Origin of the sequence: Amycolatopsis sp. NPDC051372, assembly GCF_040682095.1 — a bacterium.
Taxonomy (GTDB): Bacteria; Actinomycetota; Actinomycetes; order Mycobacteriales; family Pseudonocardiaceae; genus Amycolatopsis.
On record NZ_JBFBAF010000032.1, the window covers coordinates 18794 to 35630 of the forward strand.

General features: G+C 70.9%; 14 protein-coding genes. 12 read left to right on the forward strand and 2 right to left on the reverse strand.

The annotated features are described in order from the left end of the window. Positions 1-110: 110 nt before the first annotated feature. The 10 genes from AB0M56_RS37935 to AB0M56_RS37980 all read left to right on the forward strand — a co-directional run bounded on the left by AB0M56_RS37935 (position 111) and on the right by AB0M56_RS37980 (position 11736). A complete protein-coding gene (locus AB0M56_RS37935; RefSeq protein ID WP_364185365.1) occupies positions 111-608 on the forward strand; it encodes a sigma-70 family RNA polymerase sigma factor in 498 nt (165 codons plus the stop codon). A gap of 109 nt (positions 609-717) precedes the next feature. Next, positions 718-1248 (forward strand): sigma-70 family RNA polymerase sigma factor, encoded by a 531-nt coding sequence (locus tag AB0M56_RS37940; RefSeq protein WP_364185540.1) that lies wholly within the window; start codon positions 718-720, stop codon positions 1246-1248. A gap of 14 nt (positions 1249-1262) precedes the next feature. After that, a complete protein-coding gene (locus AB0M56_RS37945) occupies positions 1263-1847 on the forward strand; it encodes a hypothetical protein (RefSeq protein ID WP_364185367.1) in 585 nt (194 codons plus the stop codon). Between the two features lie 158 nt (positions 1848-2005). Then, positions 2006-5635 (forward strand): methionine synthase, encoded by a 3630-nt coding sequence (gene metH / locus AB0M56_RS37950; RefSeq protein ID WP_364185369.1) that lies wholly within the window; start codon positions 2006-2008, stop codon positions 5633-5635. Positions 5636-5786: 151 nt separating this feature from the next. Beyond that, positions 5787-7382, forward strand: coding sequence for an FMN-binding glutamate synthase family protein (locus AB0M56_RS37955; protein ID WP_364185371.1), 1596 nt, complete (start codon positions 5787-5789; stop codon positions 7380-7382). Positions 7383-7591: 209 nt separating this feature from the next. Then, positions 7592-8821: a SpoIIE family protein phosphatase gene (locus AB0M56_RS37960; protein WP_364185373.1), complete on the forward strand. Its 1230-nt coding sequence runs from the start codon at positions 7592-7594 to the stop codon at positions 8819-8821. Between the two features lie 50 nt (positions 8822-8871). Beyond that, entirely contained in the window at positions 8872-10425 is a 1554-nt protein-coding gene (locus AB0M56_RS37965; RefSeq protein ID WP_364185542.1) for an ATP-binding protein, read from the forward strand. Continuing rightward, on the forward strand, positions 10422-10859 hold the full coding sequence (locus tag AB0M56_RS37970) for a response regulator (protein ID WP_220238953.1): 438 nt from the start codon (positions 10422-10424) through the stop codon (positions 10857-10859). The genes AB0M56_RS37965 and AB0M56_RS37970 overlap by 4 nt, the downstream gene beginning before the upstream one ends. 47 nt (positions 10860-10906) lie before the next feature. Further along, a complete protein-coding gene (locus tag AB0M56_RS37975) occupies positions 10907-11281 on the forward strand; it encodes an STAS domain-containing protein (RefSeq protein ID WP_364185375.1) in 375 nt (124 codons plus the stop codon). 2 nt (positions 11282-11283) lie between these two features. Then, positions 11284-11736, forward strand: a complete 453-nt coding sequence (locus AB0M56_RS37980; RefSeq protein WP_364185377.1) for an ATP-binding protein — start codon at positions 11284-11286, stop codon at positions 11734-11736. A gap of 15 nt (positions 11737-11751) precedes the next feature. Here AB0M56_RS37980 and AB0M56_RS37985 read toward each other — a convergent pair whose 3' ends face one another. Further along, positions 11752-13386 (reverse strand): AMP-binding protein, encoded by a 1635-nt coding sequence (locus tag AB0M56_RS37985; protein ID WP_364185379.1) that lies wholly within the window; start codon positions 13384-13386, stop codon positions 11752-11754. A 99-nt stretch (positions 13387-13485) separates the two neighbouring features. Here AB0M56_RS37985 and AB0M56_RS37990 point away from each other — a divergent pair, with 99 nt between their 5' ends. Then, a complete protein-coding gene (locus AB0M56_RS37990) occupies positions 13486-14460 on the forward strand; it encodes an AraC family transcriptional regulator (protein WP_364185381.1) in 975 nt (324 codons plus the stop codon). Between the two features lie 133 nt (positions 14461-14593). After that, on the forward strand, positions 14594-16072 hold the full coding sequence (locus tag AB0M56_RS37995; protein ID WP_364185383.1) for an aldehyde dehydrogenase family protein: 1479 nt from the start codon (positions 14594-14596) through the stop codon (positions 16070-16072). On the opposite strand, the gene AB0M56_RS38000 is transcribed toward AB0M56_RS37995, so the two are convergent. After that, a complete protein-coding gene (locus AB0M56_RS38000; RefSeq protein WP_364185384.1) occupies positions 15961-16746 on the reverse strand; it encodes a hypothetical protein in 786 nt (261 codons plus the stop codon). The genes AB0M56_RS37995 and AB0M56_RS38000 overlap by 112 nt on opposite strands. Between the last annotated feature and the right edge of the window lie 91 nt (positions 16747-16837).

The window sequence follows — 16837 nt, forward strand, 5'->3', positions numbered from 1 at the left end:
ACGCATCTGCTCTGCGACGCGCGGGTGTTTTCCGGTGTCGTTGCACGTTCGGCCCCGTGTCGCGCTCCTACTGTCGAACGGCTTGCGCAGGGGAGGGAGAGCGATGCCGGGTGAGCGATCGTGCCGATTTCGACGACTTCTTCCGCGCTGACTTCCCGCTCCTCGTCGGCTTCCTGCGCAAGCAGGGCCACGACCGGGCCACCGCCGAGGACGCCGCCCAGGAGGCCATGACGAAGGCGTTGTCTTCGTGGGACGGCATCACGCACCGGAAAGCCTGGGTGCGCAAGGCCGGCTTGCGGATCGCCAACGAGCACCGCCGGCGGCAGGAGCGAGAGGACTGGACCCCGCAAGAAGATCCGGCTGCCGCTGCGAACGGCTCGGCCGGGTACGAGGAGCGCGAGCTGATCGTGCAGGCGCTGAGCCGGCTCCCGTCGCGGCAGCGCGAAGTGCTGGCCTGGTACATCGACGGCTACTCGACCGAGGAGATCGCCGCGCTGCTGTCCACGCGGGTGAGCACGGTCCGGTCCAACCTGCGCCACGCGCGCAAGCGGCTCGACCACCTCCACGCGCAACTGCGGGAAACGGAAGGAGGAGACCACGATGACTGACCGGAAGTACGTACCCGGCTGGCTGGCCGCCGCGGACAGCGCCTTCACCGGCGCCCTGCGGGAGGAGCTGGAACTCGACAAGATGCTGGCTCAGGTCAAGAACCGGGTGATGAGCCAGGACCTGGCCTCCGACTCCACCTCGGCCCGCATCGTGCCCGCGGGCCTCGACGTCGTCGCCGAGGCCGCGAAGGGCGACCGTGAGGCGATCGTCCAGCTCCTGCTGACCGTGCGGCCGCTGGTCGTGCGGTATTGCCGGGCCCGGATCGGGTGGCAGCACGGCGGATTCGCGCGTGCGGACGACCTCGCGCAGGAGGTCTGTCTCGAAATACTCAGGGCGCTGCCCGGTCACCGCGTCGATGATTTGCCGTTTCTCGCTCTCGTGTACGGAATCGCCCAGCAGAAGGTCGCCGACGCGCGCCGCGGTGCCAGGCTGGTCGTCGAGCGGCAGGCGCTGGACGAGCGCATGACCGACCTCATGCGGGTCCTGCCCGACCGGCAGCGCGAGATCCTCGTCCTGCGCGTGATCATCGGCCTGTCCGCCGAGGAGACCGCCGAGGCGCTGGGCCTCACCGCGGGCGCTGTCCGCGTGCAGCAGCACCGGGCGCTCACCCGGTTGCGCAAGGAGCTCAACCCCGGCTGAGGCACCATGACCCCATGACCGTCACCGCCGCGGACCTCGGCCGAGCGCTGGAAAGCGTCGAAAACACGCTTCGCCCCACGGTCACCCAGGACTGGACCCGCACAGCCGGCGAGCTCGACTGGGACTGCCGCCAGACCGCGGAGCACGTCGGGGACGTGCTGATGTCGTACGCCGCCCAGGTGGTCAGCGCGCCGCAAGACCACTACGTGCGCTTCCTCGCGAAGGCCGATGAAGGCGCCACGCCCCAGGAACTCCTGGAGCTTGCCCTCACCGGCGCCCGCCTCCTTCAAGCGGCCGTCAGCACGAGCGCGGAAGACACCCGGGCCTACCACCCCACCGGCCGAGCCGACCCCGCCGGCTTCGCCGCCATGGGCTGCGCCGAGCTCCTGCTGCACGGCGAGGACCTCGCCGCCGGCCTCGGCACCGAGCTCGACCCGCCTCGTGAAGTCTGCGCGAACGTCGTCGCGCGGCTGTTCCCGGGCGAGGCCCCGGCGTCCGATCCGTGGGACGGCCTCCGCTGGTGCGCGGGCCGGATCGCGTTGCCGGGCAGGTCACGGCGGACGGAGTGGAAGTGGCGGGGTGCGCCGCTCGGTGACTGACCGTCCCGGAGTGTGAACGGTGGCTGCCGGTGACAAAGGGATCCGGTAGTCTCGACTACCAAGGTCGAGAGGCGCTGCAACGGACCATGTGAGTCCGCCACGCTCGGCCGGCTCCACTGTGAACCGAAGGGCGCCTCCGTGACTACGACGGAGGTGGCATGACCCAGCAGCTCAGGACTCAGCAGTGCAGGACCGAAAGCCTGCGGGACCTGCTTGACCAGCGCATCGCCGTGCTCGACGGCGCGTGGGGCACGATGCTGCAGGGCGCCGGTCTGACCCCCGAGGACTACCGCGACGAGTGGCTCGAGGGACACCCCAAGGACGTAACCGGCGACCCGGACCTGCTGAACCTGACCCGGCCCGACGTGATCCTCGACGTCCACCGCCAGTACCTGGCCGCGGGCGCGGACATCACGACCACCAACACCTTCACCGCCACCAGCATCGGCCAGGCCGACTACGGCCTGCAGGACCACGTGCGGGAGATGAACCTGCGCGCGGCCGCGCTGGCGCGCCAGGCGGCCGACGAGTTCGGTGGCCGCTTCGTGGCCGGCTCCATCGGCCCGCTCAACGTCACGCTCTCCCTCTCGCCGCGCGTCGAGGACCCGGCGTTTCGCGCGGTGACCTTCGAGGAGGTCAAGGCCTCCTACGCCGAGCAGATCCAGGCACTCGCCGACGGCGGCGTCGACCTGCTGCTCATCGAGACGATCTTCGACACCCTCAACGCCAAGGCCGCCATCACGGCCGCGCGCGAGGTCGCGCCGCACTTGCCGCTGTGGATCTCCGTGACGATCGTGGACCTGTCGGGCCGCACGCTGTCCGGGCAGACGGTGGAGGCGTTCTGGAGCTCCGTCGCCCACGCGGAACCGCTGGTCGTCGGCGTGAACTGCTCGCTGGGTGCCGCGGAGATGCGCCCGCACGTGGAGGAGCTGGCGAAGATCGCGGGCACCTACACCGCATGCCACCCCAACGCCGGCCTGCCCAACGCGTTCGGCGGCTACGACCAGACGCCCGGCGAGACCGGCGGCATGCTCGGCGAGTTCGCGGGCGAGGGCATGGTCAACATCGTCGGCGGCTGCTGCGGCACCACGCCCGCGCACATCGCGAAGATCGCCGAAGCCGTGCAGGGCCTGGCACCGCGCGAGGTGCCCGAGCCGGCGCACCGCTCGCGCTTCAGCGGGCTGGAGCCGTTCACGATCGGCGAGGACACCGGCTTCGTGATGATCGGCGAGCGCACCAACGTCACGGGGTCCGCGAAGTTCCGCCGCCTCATCGAGGGCGACAACCACCAGGCGGCCGTGGACGTCGCGCTGGAGCAGGTGCGAGGCGGCGCCAACCTGCTCGACGTGAACATGGACGCCGACCTGCTCGACTCCGTGCAGGCGATGACCACGTTCCTCAACCTCATCGCCACCGAGCCCGAGGTCGCGCGCATCCCGGTGATGATCGACAGCTCACGCTGGAGCGTGCTCGAAGCCGGCCTGCGGTGCGTGCAGGGCAAGGGCGTGGTCAACTCCATCAGCCTCAAGGAGGGCGAGGGCCCGTTCCTGGAGCAGGCCCGCCGCATCCGCGACTACGGCGCCGGTGTCGTCGTGATGGCGTTCGACGAGAAAGGCCAGGCCGACACCGCGCAGCGCAAGGTGGACATCTGCGCCCGCGCCTACGACCTGCTCACGCAGCAGGCGGGCTTCGCGGGCGAGGACATCATCTTCGACCCGAACGTGCTGGCCGTCGCCACCGGCATCAGCGAGCACAACGGCTACGCCAAGGCCTTCATCGAGGCCCTGCCCAGGATCAAGGAGCGCTGTCCCGGCGCGCACACGTCCGGCGGCATCTCGAACCTGTCGTTCTCCTTCCGCGGCAACGACGTGGTGCGCGAGGCGATGCACTCGGCGTTCCTGTTCCACGCCGTGCGCGCGGGGCTCGACATGGGCATCGTCAACGCGGGCCAGCTCGCCGTCTACGAGGACATCCCGAAGGACCTGCTGGAGCTCGTCGAGGACGTGCTCTTCGACCGGCGCGAGGACGCGACCGACCGGCTCGTCGAGTTCGCCGAGACGGTGAAGGGCAGCGGTACCAAGCGAACTGTCGACCTGTCTTGGCGTGAGGGCCCGGTCGGCGCGCGGCTGTCGCACGCGCTCGTGCACGGCATCGTCGACTTCATCGAAGCCGACACCGAAGAGGCGCGTCAGCAGTTCGACCGGCCGCTGGAGGTGATCGAGGGCCCGCTGATGGACGGCATGAAGATCGTCGGCGACCTGTTCGGCTCCGGCAAGATGTTCCTGCCGCAGGTCGTGAAGAGCGCCCGCGTGATGAAGCGGTCGGTGGCCTACCTCGAGCCGTACATGGAGGCGGAGAAGGAGAAGATGCGCCTCGAAGGCCGCATCGACACCTCCCGCGGCCAGGGCAAGGTCGTGCTCGCCACGGTGAAGGGCGACGTGCACGACATCGGCAAGAACATCGTCGGCGTGGTGCTGGGCTGCAACAACTACGAGGTGATCGACCTCGGCGTGATGGTCCCCGCCGCGCAGATCCTCGACACGGCGGTGGCCGAGAGTGCCGACGTGATCGGGCTGTCGGGGCTGATCACGCCCTCGCTCGACGAGATGGTCAGCGTGGCCACGGAAATGCAGCGGCGCGGGCTGAAGCTGCCGCTGCTCATCGGCGGCGCCACCACGTCGAAGCAGCACACGGCCGTGAAGATCGCGCCGGTCTACGACCACTCCACCCTGCACGTGCTCGATGCGTCGCGCGTGGTCGGCGTGGTGTCCGACCTGCTCGACACGGACCGCTCCGACGTGCTAAACGTCGCCAACCGCGCGGAGCAGCAGCGCCTGCGCGAACAGCACGAGAACCGCCACGCGACGCCGTTGCTCACCGTCGAGCAGGCCCGGGCCAATCGCGAGCACGTGTCGTTCGACGACGTGCCCGTGCCGGAGTTCACGGGCGTGCGCGTGGTCGAGCCGACGATCGCCGAGCTGCGCGAGATGGTCGACTGGCAGTTCCTGTTCCTGGCCTGGGAGCTCAAGGGCAAGTACCCGGCGATCCTGGAGCAGCCCGTCGCGCGTGAGCTCTTCGACGACGCGAACACGCTGCTCGACGAGATCATCGTCAACGGCTCCTTCACCGCCCGCGGCTCGTACGGCTACTGGCCCGCGCACTCCGAGGGTGACGACATCCTGCTCGACGGCGAGTACGCCGGCCGCGGTTTCCCGATGCTGCGCCAGCAGACGAAGAAGCCCGAAGGTCGCGCCAACCGCTGCCTGGCCGACTACATCGCGCCGTCCGGCGACCACCTCGGCGGCTTCGCCGTGGCCATCCACGGAGCCGAGGATCTGGCGCACCACTACGAAGCCGAGCACGACGACTACCGCGCCATCATGGTCAAGGCCCTGGCCGACCGCCTGGCCGAGGCGTTCGCCGAGTTCATCCACCTGGAGGCCCGCCGCCGCTGGTTCGAGCCCGACGCGCAGCCCAAGCTGGAGGACCTGCACGCCGAACGCTTCCGCGGCATCCGCCCGGCGCTGGGCTACCCCGCGAGCCCCGACCACAGCGAGAAGAAGGACCTCTTCGACCTGCTCGGCGCCCGCGAGCTCGGCATCGACCTCACCGAGTCGTACGCGATGACCCCGGCCGCCGCCGTCAGCGGTCTGATCTTCGCGCACCCCGAGTCCCGCTACTTCACCGTCGGGCGCCTCGGCCGCGACCAGGTCGAGGATTACGCCCGCCGGCGTGGCCTGGACCTGGGCGAGGTGGAGCGCTGGCTGCGGCCGAACCTGGCGTACTGACCCGGAAGCACGGCCGGCGTGGGTCACACCACGTCGGCTGTGTCCGGTTCCGGTAGTCGATCGGGCACGAACGGGACGAAACGACCTGGCCCAGCGGCCCGAAAGGCCGCCCGGACCTGCGCAAAGGCGGTGCTGCGGCTACGTTCTCCCCGTGCGTGGATTGAGTGCGGTGAGGTTCGGCGCGGTGGCGCTGCTCGTGGTGGTGGCCGCGGGTGGGGTGGTACTGGCGGCCGGCAACGCCTGGTGGTGGTTCCTTGCCGGGCCGCTGCTGGTGCCGGCGCTGGTCGGCGTGTACGACCTGCTGCAGACGAAGCATTCCGTGCTGCGCAACTACCCCGTGCTCGGCCACGCTCGGTTCCTGCTGGAGGCCATCCGCCCGGAGCTGCAGCAGTACTTCATCGAGCGCAACTTCGACGGGCGCCCGTACGACCGCAACGTGCGCAGCATCGTCTACCAGCGCGCGAAGGGCACCGACGCGGAGGAGCCGTTCGGCACCGAGCGCGACGTGTACGCCGACGGCTACGAGTTCCTCGTGCCCTCCATGGCTCCGGTCAAGCAGGCGGAGACGCCGCCGCGCGTGCGGATCGGCGGGCCGGACTGCACGAAGCCCTACGACATGGCGTTGCTGAACGTCTCCGCGATGAGCTTCGGCAGCCTGTCTGCCAACGCGATCCTCGCGCTCAACAAGGGCGCCGCGCTCGGCGGGTTCGCGCACGACACGGGCGAGGGCGGCCTGTCGGAGTACCACCTCAAGGGCGGGGGAGACCTGATCTGGGAGGTCGGCACCGGCTACTTCGGCTGCCGCACCTCCGACGGCGACTTCGACGCCGCCGAGTTCTCCGACAAGGCGCAGCACGACGCCGTGAAGTGCGTGTCGCTCAAGCTTTCCCAGGGCGCGAAGCCCGGGATCGGCGGGGTGCTGCCCGGCTCGAAGGTCAACGCCGAGATCGCCCGGGTGCGCGACGTCCCGATCGGGCAGACCGTGATTTCCCCGCCGTACCACCGCGTTTTCTCCACCCCGCGTGAGCTGGTGCACTTCGTCGCGCGCATGCGCGAGCTCGCGGACGGCAAGCCCACCGGCTTCAAGCTGTGCGTCGGCTCGCGGCGGCAGGTGCTGGCGCTGTGCAAGGCGATGGCGGACGAAGAGGTCACGCCCGACTTCATCGTCGTCGACGGTTCCGAGGGCGGCACGGGCGCCGCGCCGCTGGAGTTCGCCGACCACCTCGGCACGCCGCTCACCGAAGGGCTCATCACCGTCCACAACGCACTCGTCGGCACCGGCCTGCGCGACCGCATCCGCCTGGGCGCCAGCGGAAAGGTCGCCACGGGCGCCGATCTGGTGAAGCGCCTGGTTCAAGGCGCCGACTACACCAACGCCGCGCGGGCGATGATGTTCGCCGTCGGGTGCATCCAGTCGCAGCGCTGCCACACCAACAAGTGCCCGGTCGGCGTCGCCACACAGGACCCGCGGCGCGGGCGCGCGCTCGACGTCGGGGACAAGTCGCAGCGGGTGCAGCGCTACCAACACTCGACGGTCGCCGGGGCCCTGCAGATCATGGCCGCGATGGGTGTGTCCGACCCGGCCCACCTCGCGCCGCACCAGCTGCGCCGCCGCCTCGACCCGCACGTGGTGCGCTCCTACGCCGAGCTGTACGACTGGCTGGAGCCGGGGCAGCTGCTCGCCGAGCCACCCGAGGAGTGGGCCGTCGACTGGAAGGCCGCGGACCCCGACCGGTTCACCGTGTAGCGGGACCCTCCGGCATGTCCGGCATAGGCCGCACGATGCGGTCGGGCTAGGGTGAGCGGAGGTTGAAAAGGCAGCCTTCGAGCCCCGGTGTGGATTCGTCCGCGCCCGGGCTCTCCTTCGTGTCGCCTCGAATCGCGCGCGGGTGGTATCGGGACAGCACGGTTCTCGAAAGGCTGGTTGCTCTGTCGAACACGGATTTGCCGGACACCATGGAGCGGGACACCTCACCGGTGCTCCCGCCGGCTGTTCCGGCCACGTCGGGTTCGCGGTTGCGCGTCCTCCTGATCGAGGACGACGACGGCGACGCCCTGATCGTGGAAGAGCTGCTCGCCGACGCCGCGGTGCCGGCCACCCTCGCCCGCGCGCGGACGCTGGCCGAAGCCCTCGCCGGCCCGGTCGTCGCCGACTGCATCCTGCTCGACCTCCAGCTCCCCGACGCCATGGGCCTCACCGGGCTCACGCGGCTGCGCCAGCACGCGCCCGGCACCGCCGTGGTGGTGCTGACCGGGCAGAACGACGAGACCACCGGGGTCGCCGCCGTCGCCGCGGGCGCCCAGGACTACCTCGGCAAGAACCAGGTCGACGGCCCGCTGCTGGGCAAGGCGCTGCGCTACGCGTGGGAACGCAAGCGCACCGAGCAGGTGGAGCAGCAGCTGCTGCAGCAACAGCTGCTGGCCAGCGAGAACTCGCGCCTGGAACGTGGCCTGCTGCCCTCCCCGCTGCTCGCCGACCCGCGCCTGGAGCTGGCGTCGAAGTACCGCCCGGGCCGCAACGGCTCACTGCTGGGCGGCGACTTCTACGACGCCGTGGAGCTCACCGACGGCACCGTGCACCTGGTGATCGGCGACGTCTGCGGCCACGGCCCGGACGAAGCCGCCCTCGGCGTCGCGCTGCGCATCGCGTGGCGTGCGCTGGTGCTGGCCGGCATGCCGATGGCCGACGTGCTCGCGACGGTCGAGCGCGTCCTCGTGCACGAGCGGATCCGCCCGCTGTTCGCGACGCTGTGCACGGTCGTCGTCGCCCCCGACCGCCGATCGGCGCGGATGAGCCTCGCCGGCCACCCGCCCCCGCTGCTGATCGGCCGCGACGGCACCGGCCGCCTGCTGTCCGGCGAAAAGCTGGGCGTGCCGCTCGGCGTCGTCCCGGACGCGCGCTGGGACCCGCTGGACGTCGACCTCGAACCCGGCTGGTCGCTCGTGCTCTACACCGATGGCATCTTCGAGGGCCGCGTCGGCGGCGGAGCGGAGCGTCTCGGCCACGAGGAGATGGCGCGGTTGCTCGTCGAGCTCCTCGGCGAGGCCGGCCCGGACACCGGCCACGGCGTGGTGCTCGACCGGCTCATCACCCGCGTCGAGGAGCTCAACGCCGGCCCGCTCGACGACGACGTCGCCCTCACCATGCTCACACACCTCGAAGATCGGGAGGAGGCCGCGGAGTGAGCCGGTACGTCCGAGCGCAGCGGCACTGGCCGATCCGGCGCTGGGTCTCGATGGTCGGCCTCGTCGAGGCGGTGCTCCTGCTGGCGGCGGTCGCCGGCGGGGTCCTCGCGGTGGGCAACCTCAACGACGCCCGCAGCCGTCTGCTCGACCAGAGCGGCCCGCAGCTGTTGCAGGCCAACGCGCTTTCGCAGGCGCTGCTGAACCAGGAGACCGGCATCCGCGGGTTTCTGCTCACCGGCCGGCGCGAGTTCCTCGACCCCTACCTGGCCGGCCGTTCGCAGCAGTCCATCGCCGCGGCGGAGCTGCGCCGCCTCGGCGCGGTGCCCGGCACCCGGACCGGTGACGACCTCGAGGCCGTGCTGCGGGCGGCGGGTGCGTGGCAGGATGCCGTCACGAAGCCCGCGTCGACCGGCGCGCCGCCACCCGGGGTCGGCGCGGCGGACGCCGGAAAGAACCTGTTCGACCGCGTCCGAGCCACCCTCGACACGCTGTCGGCGCATCTCTCGGCCGCGCGCGACACCGGCCGGGCCGACCTCAACGGCGCCGCCACCCAGCTCACCGTGCTGCTGCTCGTGATCGCCGGGCTCGTGGTGATCCTGTTCGTGCTGCTGTGGGTCTTGCTGCGGCGCGTGATCACGGTGCCGATCATGCGGCTGGCCGCCGAGGTCCGCGGGGTGTCCGACACCGACGACATCCACCGGCCCGTGCACGGCACCGGTCCGCGTGAGCTCGTGGAACTCGGCGCCGACGTCGACGCGATGCGCCTGCGGATCGTGAGCGAGGTGAGCGAGCTGAAGCAGGCGCACGAGCTGCTCGACACCCGCACGCAGGAGCTCGAACGGTCCAATTCGGACCTCGAGCAGTTCGCCTACGTGGCCTCGCACGACCTGCAGGAGCCACTGCGCAAGGTGGCGAGCTTCTGCCAGCTGCTCGAACGTCGCTACAAAGGCCAGCTCGACGAACGCGGCGAGCAGTACATCGCCTTCGCCGTCGACGGCGCGAAGCGCATGCAGAACCTCATCAACGACCTGCTTTCCTTCTCCCGCGTGGGCCGCCGCGCGGGCGAGATGACCGTGGTGGACACCGGGAAGCTGCTCGACGACGCGCTCGGCAACCTCGAGCCCGTGATAGAAGAAACCGGCGCGCGGATCGAGCGCGATGAGCTGCCCCGGGTCCGGGGCGAAGGGCCGCTGCTCACCGCCGTGCTGCAGAACCTGGTCAACAACGCGCTGAAGTTCCACAGCGAAGTCCCGCCCGTCGTCCGCGTGAGCGCCGAGCGCCAGGGCGACGAGTGGCTGTTCTCCGTGTCCGACAACGGGATCGGCATCGAGAAGCAGTACGCCGAGCGGATCTTCGTCATCTTCCAGCGGCTACACAGCAAGTCGGCCTACGGTGGGACCGGGATCGGGCTCGCGATGTGCCGCAAGATCGTGGAGTTCCACGGCGGCCGCATCTGGCTCGACACCGAGGTGACCGAAGGCAGCCGCTTCCGCTTCACCTTGCCCGCGCCCGATCCGGCCCCCGAGCCGGAACCAGCGCGGACCGAGCACACCGAGCACACCGAGCCCCTGCTCGAGACCCGAACCGGGAACGAGGACGCATGACCGAAACCATGGCCCCCATCGACATCCTGCTCGTCGAGGACGACCCGGGCGACGTGCTGATGACGCAGGAGGCGTTCGAGCACCACAAGATCCGCAACGCGCTTTACGTGGTGGCCGACGGGGTGGAGGCCCTGCAGTTCCTGCGCCGCGAGGACCGGTACGCCGACGCGCCGCGCCCGGGCCTGATCCTGCTGGACCTCAACCTGCCCCGCAAGGACGGGCGCGAGGTGCTCGCCGAGGTCAAGGCGACGCCGGAGCTGCGCAGCATCCCGGTCGTCGTGCTGACGACGTCGGAGGCGGAGGAGGACATCCTGCGCAGCTACGACCTGCACGCCAACGCGTATGTGACCAAGCCCGTGGACTTCGACCGGTTCGTGGAGGTCGTGCGCCAGATCGACGACTTCTTCGTCACTGTCGTGAAGCTGCCGCGCTGAGCGCCGGCAGTGGCGCGCGCGGCGGCGATCCTGCACGATGGGATCTCGTGACGTCTTCTCCCCGGGATGTGCCCGAGACCGGCGATCTGCTGGTCACGGTGCGGTGGCACGAGCGGGCCGCCGTGGTGACCGTCGCGGGCGAGATCGACCTGGTCACCGCGCCCGAGCTCGACGACATCGTGACCGGTGTGGTCGACGAGAGTCCCGAGGTGCTCGTGGTCGACCTGCGCAAGGTCACCTTCCTCAGCTCGGCCGGGCTCCAGGTGCTGGCCGCGGCGCACCAGCGGCTGGGTGAGCGAGGGCTGCGCGTGGTCTCGACGACCCACGTCACGACGCGGCCGCTCACCAGCACCGGGCTCGACACGTGGATCGGCCTGTTCACCACCGTCGACGAGGCGCTCGCTTCGGGAACGGAGGCGTGATCGTGGCCCTGCCCGAAGACAATCTTCCCCAGGAAATCCAGCCGGGCGGGACCCCGCTGAGCTGCCGCGACGTCGTGGCCGAGCCGGGTGCCCTGCGCGCGCTGCGCCACCGGCTCACGGCGTGGGTGCGCGCGGCGGGCGTGCCCGAGGATCGGGCGCAGGACATCGTGCTCGCCAGTTACGAAGCGCTGGCCAACGTCGCCGACCACGCGTACGGAGGCGACGGGCGGGGTCTGCTCGACCTCGAAGCCGTGGTGCGGCGGGACCGCGTCGAGGTCGTGATCACCGACCACGGGCACTGGCGCGCGCCGGTCGACGACCCGAACCCCGTGTCGCTGCGCGGCCGGGGGCTTCTGCTGCTGCGCGCGAGCGCCGACCACGCCGACATCACGCCCGGCGTGGACGGCACCGTGGTCACCCTCGGCTGGAACCTGATGCCCGCGCGGTCGCACTGACGGGCTCGGCCCCGCTCAGGGGTTGACGGGCTGCGGTTCCGCGGACTGGCCGGCCGCTCGGCGGCGCAGGAGGAACCGTTGCACCTTGCCGCTGGGGTTGCGGGGCAGCTCGGTCACGAACTCCACCCGTCGCGGGTACTTGTACGGCGCCGCAACGGATTTCGCGAAGTCCTGCAGTTGTTTGACCATCGCGGCGTCGCTGTCCGCGCCTTCGCGCAGCACCACGTACGCCGCGACGATCGACCCGCGCGCCTCGTCCGGCGCGGCGACCACCGCGCACTCCAGCACGTCGGGGTGCGCCATGAGGACTTCCTCGACCTCGGGGCCGGCGATGTTGTAACCCGAGGACACGATCATGTCGTCGCTGCGGGCGCGGTAGTGGAAGTAGCCGTCGGCGTCGCGCACATACGTGTCGCCGGTGAGGTTCCAGCCGTCTTCGACGAACACGGTCTGGCGGTCGTCGGCCAGGTAGCGGCAGCCCGTGGGGCCCTGCACGGCGAGCCGGCCGGGCGTGCCGTCGGGCACCGGGCGGCCCTCGTCGTCGACGATCCGCGCGCGGAACCCCGGCACGGCGCGCCCGGTGGAACCCGGGCGGGTTTCCTCGTCGGCGGCGGAGATGAACACGTGCAGCATCTCCGTGCTGCCGATGCCGTCGATGAGCCAGCGGCCGGTGGCCTCGTGGAAGTCGACGGCGACGCTCTCGGGCAGCGCCTCGCCCGCCGAGACCGCGCGGCGCAGCGCCGACAGCGCGGCTCTTCGGTCGGAGGCGAGGATCGCGCGGTAGGCCGTGGGGGCGGTGAACAGCACCGTGACGCCATGGGCCGCCGCGAGGTCGGCCAGCTCCGGCGGCGTCGCGCGCTCGACCAGCAGCGTGGCCGCGCCCGCGTGCAGCGGGAACACGAGCAGCCCGCCGAGGCCGAACGTGAAGGCGAGCGGCGGCGTGCCCGTGAACAGGTCGGTGGGCTCGGGCTTCACGACGTGGCGCGAGAACGTGTCCGCGATGGCGATGAGGTCGCGGTGGAAGTGCATGGTGGCCTTGGGTCGCCCGGTGGTGCCGGAGGTGAAGGCCAGGATCGCCACGTCGTCGGCGGCCGTCTCGACGTCGGCGAACGTCTCGGGCTGCGTCGCGCACCGGGCCGAGAGGTCGTCGGGGGAGTCGCCGCCGAAGGCGAGCAGCGGCAGGGCGAACGGCAGCAGGTCCTCGGTGTAGCGGTGGTCGGCGAGAGCGAGCGTGGGGGAGGACGCGTCGACGATCTTCGTCAGCTCGTGCGTGCGCAGCATCGGCATGGTGGTCACGGCGACCGCGCCGGCCTTGAGCACGCCGAGCCAGCACGCGGCGAGCCACGGCGTGTTCGGGCCGCGCAGCAGCACGCGGTTGCCCGGCACCACACCGAGGCTCACCAGCGTGCCCGCGATCTGGTTGGCGCGGACGAGCAGTTCGCCATAGGTCCAGGTGCTCGTCGGCGAGAGCACCGCGGGCCGGTCGGGGCCCCATTGCTCGACGGCTCCGTCGAGCAGGCGGGTTGCGGCGTTGAGCCGATCGGGGTAGTGCAGTTCGGGAAGCTCGAAGAGCAGGTGCGGCCACTGGTCGAAGGGAGGCAAGTTGTCCCGGCAGAACGTATCCGAGTGGGCACTGGGCGTGAGCTGCACGGCTGACCTCATTTCCCGTGGCGGCCGTCAAGAGAACGCCACTGTAATACAATTTACGATCGTCAGGAAGGCGCTAGAGCGGCCGAAGGGGGCCGAGTCATGGCTGCGGTCGTGAAACCCGAGGTCGACACCCGCGATCCGGACGAGGCGCGGTCGCGGCTCAGCGACGTCTACTGCCCGCACCGGCTCGACCTCGTCGGCGGCGAGCGCGGGTTCGTCTGCCGGCAGAGCTCGCGCGGGTTCGCCAAGGTGCGGCTGTTCGACCTCGTGTACGGCGGGCCCGAGGTGCGCGTGGACCCGGTGCCGTTCGACGACTTCGTGCTCGTCACGCGTCCGCTCAAGGGCCGCTTCGCCGTCCGCTCGACCGCCGACGGTCTGGTCGGCGCCGGGCCGGGCGCGCTCGTGATGGACGCGTACGGCTCGTACCAGCTGCGGTGGTACGACAGCGCCGAGGTGCTCAACACCGTGCTGGACCGCGACGGGCTCGAACGGATCGCCGCCGAGCTGCGCGGGTGGGACGAACCGCGGCCGGTGCGCTTCGTGCTCGGCGCGCCCGCGTCGGCCGCCGCCGCCCGCCGGTGGGATACCGCGACCCGGCTGCTGCTGGAGGAAACGCGGTCGGCGGACGGGATGGCGGGCAGCCCGCTGCTCGCCGCCCAGCTCTTCCGGCTCGCGGCGACCGCGTTGCTGGAGGCGTATCCGAGCACGTTCGGCGAAGCGGAGGCCGAGCCGACGGGCCAGGTGTCACCCGCGGCCGTGCGGCGGGCCGAGGCATTCATCGAACTGAACGCCGCGGAGGACATCGGGCTGCTCGAGATCGCGGCCGCGGCGCGGCTGAGCGTGCGTGGGCTGCAGGCCGCGTTCAGCCGGGCGGGGCGGCCTTCGCCGGTGGCGTACCTGCGGGAGACACGGCTGCGCCGGGCGCACGCGGAGCTGCGTGAGCGGTCGCCGGAAGAGACGACGGTGGCATCCGTCGCGGCGCGGTGGGGCTTCGGCAACGCCGGGCGGTTCAGCGCCGAGCACCGGCGTCTCTACGGCTGTGGCCCGTCGGACACCTTGCGCGGCAACGGATAGCCGCGTCCCCCGTTGTGGAAAGCCGGTTCGCGCACGGCGGGGGCCGGGGAACGCACGCCGCGTTGACTCACCGTCGCGGTGCCGAATACTCCGCAGGAGATGTAAGCCACGTCACTGTCGGAGGAGGGCACCTGTGACTGTCGAACAGCTCGAACCGGCGCTCGCTTCCCACTACGAACCACTGATCAACGGTGAGTTCCGCTCGCTCTCCACCGAGACCTTCCCGGCGGTGGACGCCGCGACCGGCGCGCAGCTCGCGACGATCACCCGCGGCGGCGCGGCCGACGTCGACGCCGCCGTGGCCGCCGCCCGCGCGGCGTTCCCGAAGTGGGCCGCCACTCGCCCCGAGGAGCGGTCGCTGCTGCTGCACCGCCTCGCCGACTGGATCGAGGCCAACGCCGAGCGCCTGGCCGCCATCGACACGATGGACATCGGCCGCACGATCTTCGAAACGCCGCTGGACCACCGGATCGCGGTGGGGCAGTACCGGTTCTTCGCCTCGGCCGCCGTCACGCACGACGGCTGGAACCACCCCGTCGCCGGCGGCTGGGCCATCGCCAAGCGCGAACCGATCGGCGTCGTCGGGCAGATCATCCCGTGGAACGTGCCCGCGATCATGACCGCGTTCAAGCTCGCCCCGGCGCTCGCGGCCGGGAACACGGTGGTGCTCAAGCCGGACGAGAACGCGTCACTGTCCACATTGGAACTGTGCACGAAGCTCGCCGAACTTTTCCCACCCGGCGTGGTGAACGTCGTGCCGGGCTTCGGCGACGAGGCCGGCGCCGCGCTCACGGCACACCCGGACGTGGACAAGCTCGCCTTCACCGGCTCCGCGGAGGTCGGGCGGCTCGTCGCGCACGCCGGCGCCGAGCGGCTCGTGCCGGTGTCGCTGGAGCTGGGCGGCAAGAGCCCGAACATCGTGTTCCCCGACATCGAGGACCTCGACCGCGTCATCGACAACGCGACGTTCGCCGCCACCTACTGCAACGGCCAGTCGTGCCTCGCCGGTACCCGCCTGTTCGTGCACGACGACCTATACGACGACTTCCTGGGCAAGCTTTCCGCGAGCTTCCAGGGCGTGCGCGTCGGCTCCCCGCTCGACCCCGCCACGCGCCTCGGCTGTCTCGTGTCGGGAAAGCAGGGCCGGCGCGTGCTGGACTACATCGACTCCGGCCGCTCCGACTCGTCCCTGGTCACCGGCGGCGGCCGCACGACGGTGGCCGGCAGCGAGCACGGCTGGTTCATCGAGCCGACCGTGTTCGAGACCGAGAACTCCAGCCGCATCGCGCAGGAGGAGATCTTCGGCCCGGTGCTGTCGGTCATCCGCTGGAAGGACTACGACGCGCTGATCGACCAGGCCAACGACGTCGAGTACGGCCTCGCCGCCGGCATCTACACCACCAACCTGAAGAACGCGATGCGCACGGCCGACCGCCTCCACGCCGGCTCCGTGTGGGTCAACCAGTACTTCAACCTCGTCGACGGCTCGCCCTTCGGCGGCTACAAGGGCAGCGGCCTCGGCCGGGAGTACTGCAAGGAAACGCTGGACATGTACACGCAGCTGAAGTCGATCGTGCTGGCGGAGGAACTGCCGCCGCCCCTGTTCGGCTGAGGTTCCGGCTCCGCCGCGGACGACGGACTGTCACACGCCGTCGCCCGCGGCCGTCGGGTCTGCGATTTCCGGCGCACCGTAATAGCCGGGCGGCAGTTTCCGCCGCCACTGCGCGATCCCGGCTGCACGACGACGGTGGTGCAGAGCGCTCCTGCGGTGAGCAGGCCGACCCAGCTCCACGCGTACGTCCGTGCGCCGGCCGCGGCAACGAACATGGACAGTGCCAGCAGAGCCCCGCCCGCGAAGGTCGTGACCGCTGTCGCGGTGTACCAGGCGTCGATCACGCCGATCGGCCGGGCGGCTCCGGTGATGCGGTGCGGCACGAGCAGGTCGAGGGAACGCTCACGGCGCCGCCGGGCGCGCCACTGGCTGATCTGGAGCGCGGCGAACAGCAGGAAGAGGGTGGTGGCCTCGGTCATCTCGACGCCTCGCACGCCCGGCAGGTACTGCAGGCTCTGGTATCCCACGGCACCGATGATCGCGAGCCCGGCGTACACCGGGAACGTGCGCAGCCACGCCGAGGGCGAAGTGCGGGCGGCGATCCGGATGCTCAGCAGCCGGGTCGGCAGGGACACGGCGATCCCGTGCCGCGCCAGCCACATCCGGGCGAGGTCGATCTCTCGCCATGACGGCTCGGCCGGTGGTCTTCGCCGGTGCGCCGAGGATTCCTTCATGGCCTCACTCCCCCCTGAAATCGGCCATCGGAACCGGAATCGTGACACGGCGTGCGAAACCGGGTCAACGAGCCGGTCGAGCCGACGTCAG

Bases quoted from the DNA above. Each gene is read 5' to 3' on its own strand.
- AB0M56_RS37940 (WP_364185540.1), top strand. From the start codon at position 718: ATGAGCCAGGACCTGGCCTCCGACTCCACCTCGGCCCGCATCGTGCCC.
- AB0M56_RS37945 (WP_364185367.1), top strand. From the start codon at position 1,263: ATGACCGTCACCGCCGCGGACCTCGGCCGAGCGCTGGAAAGCGTCGAA.
- metH (WP_364185369.1), top strand. From the start codon at position 2,006: ATGACCCAGCAGCTCAGGACTCAGCAGTGCAGGACCGAAAGCCTGCGG.
- AB0M56_RS37960 (WP_364185373.1), top strand. From the start codon at position 7,592: ATGGAGCGGGACACCTCACCGGTGCTCCCGCCGGCTGTTCCGGCCACG.
- AB0M56_RS37965 (WP_364185542.1), top strand. From the start codon at position 8,872: ATGGTCGGCCTCGTCGAGGCGGTGCTCCTGCTGGCGGCGGTCGCCGGC.
- AB0M56_RS37970 (WP_220238953.1), top strand. From the start codon at position 10,422: ATGACCGAAACCATGGCCCCCATCGACATCCTGCTCGTCGAGGACGAC.
- AB0M56_RS37990 (WP_364185381.1), top strand. From the start codon at position 13,486: ATGGCTGCGGTCGTGAAACCCGAGGTCGACACCCGCGATCCGGACGAG.
- AB0M56_RS38000 (WP_364185384.1), bottom strand. From the start codon at position 16,746: ATGAAGGAATCCTCGGCGCACCGGCGAAGACCACCGGCCGAGCCGTCA.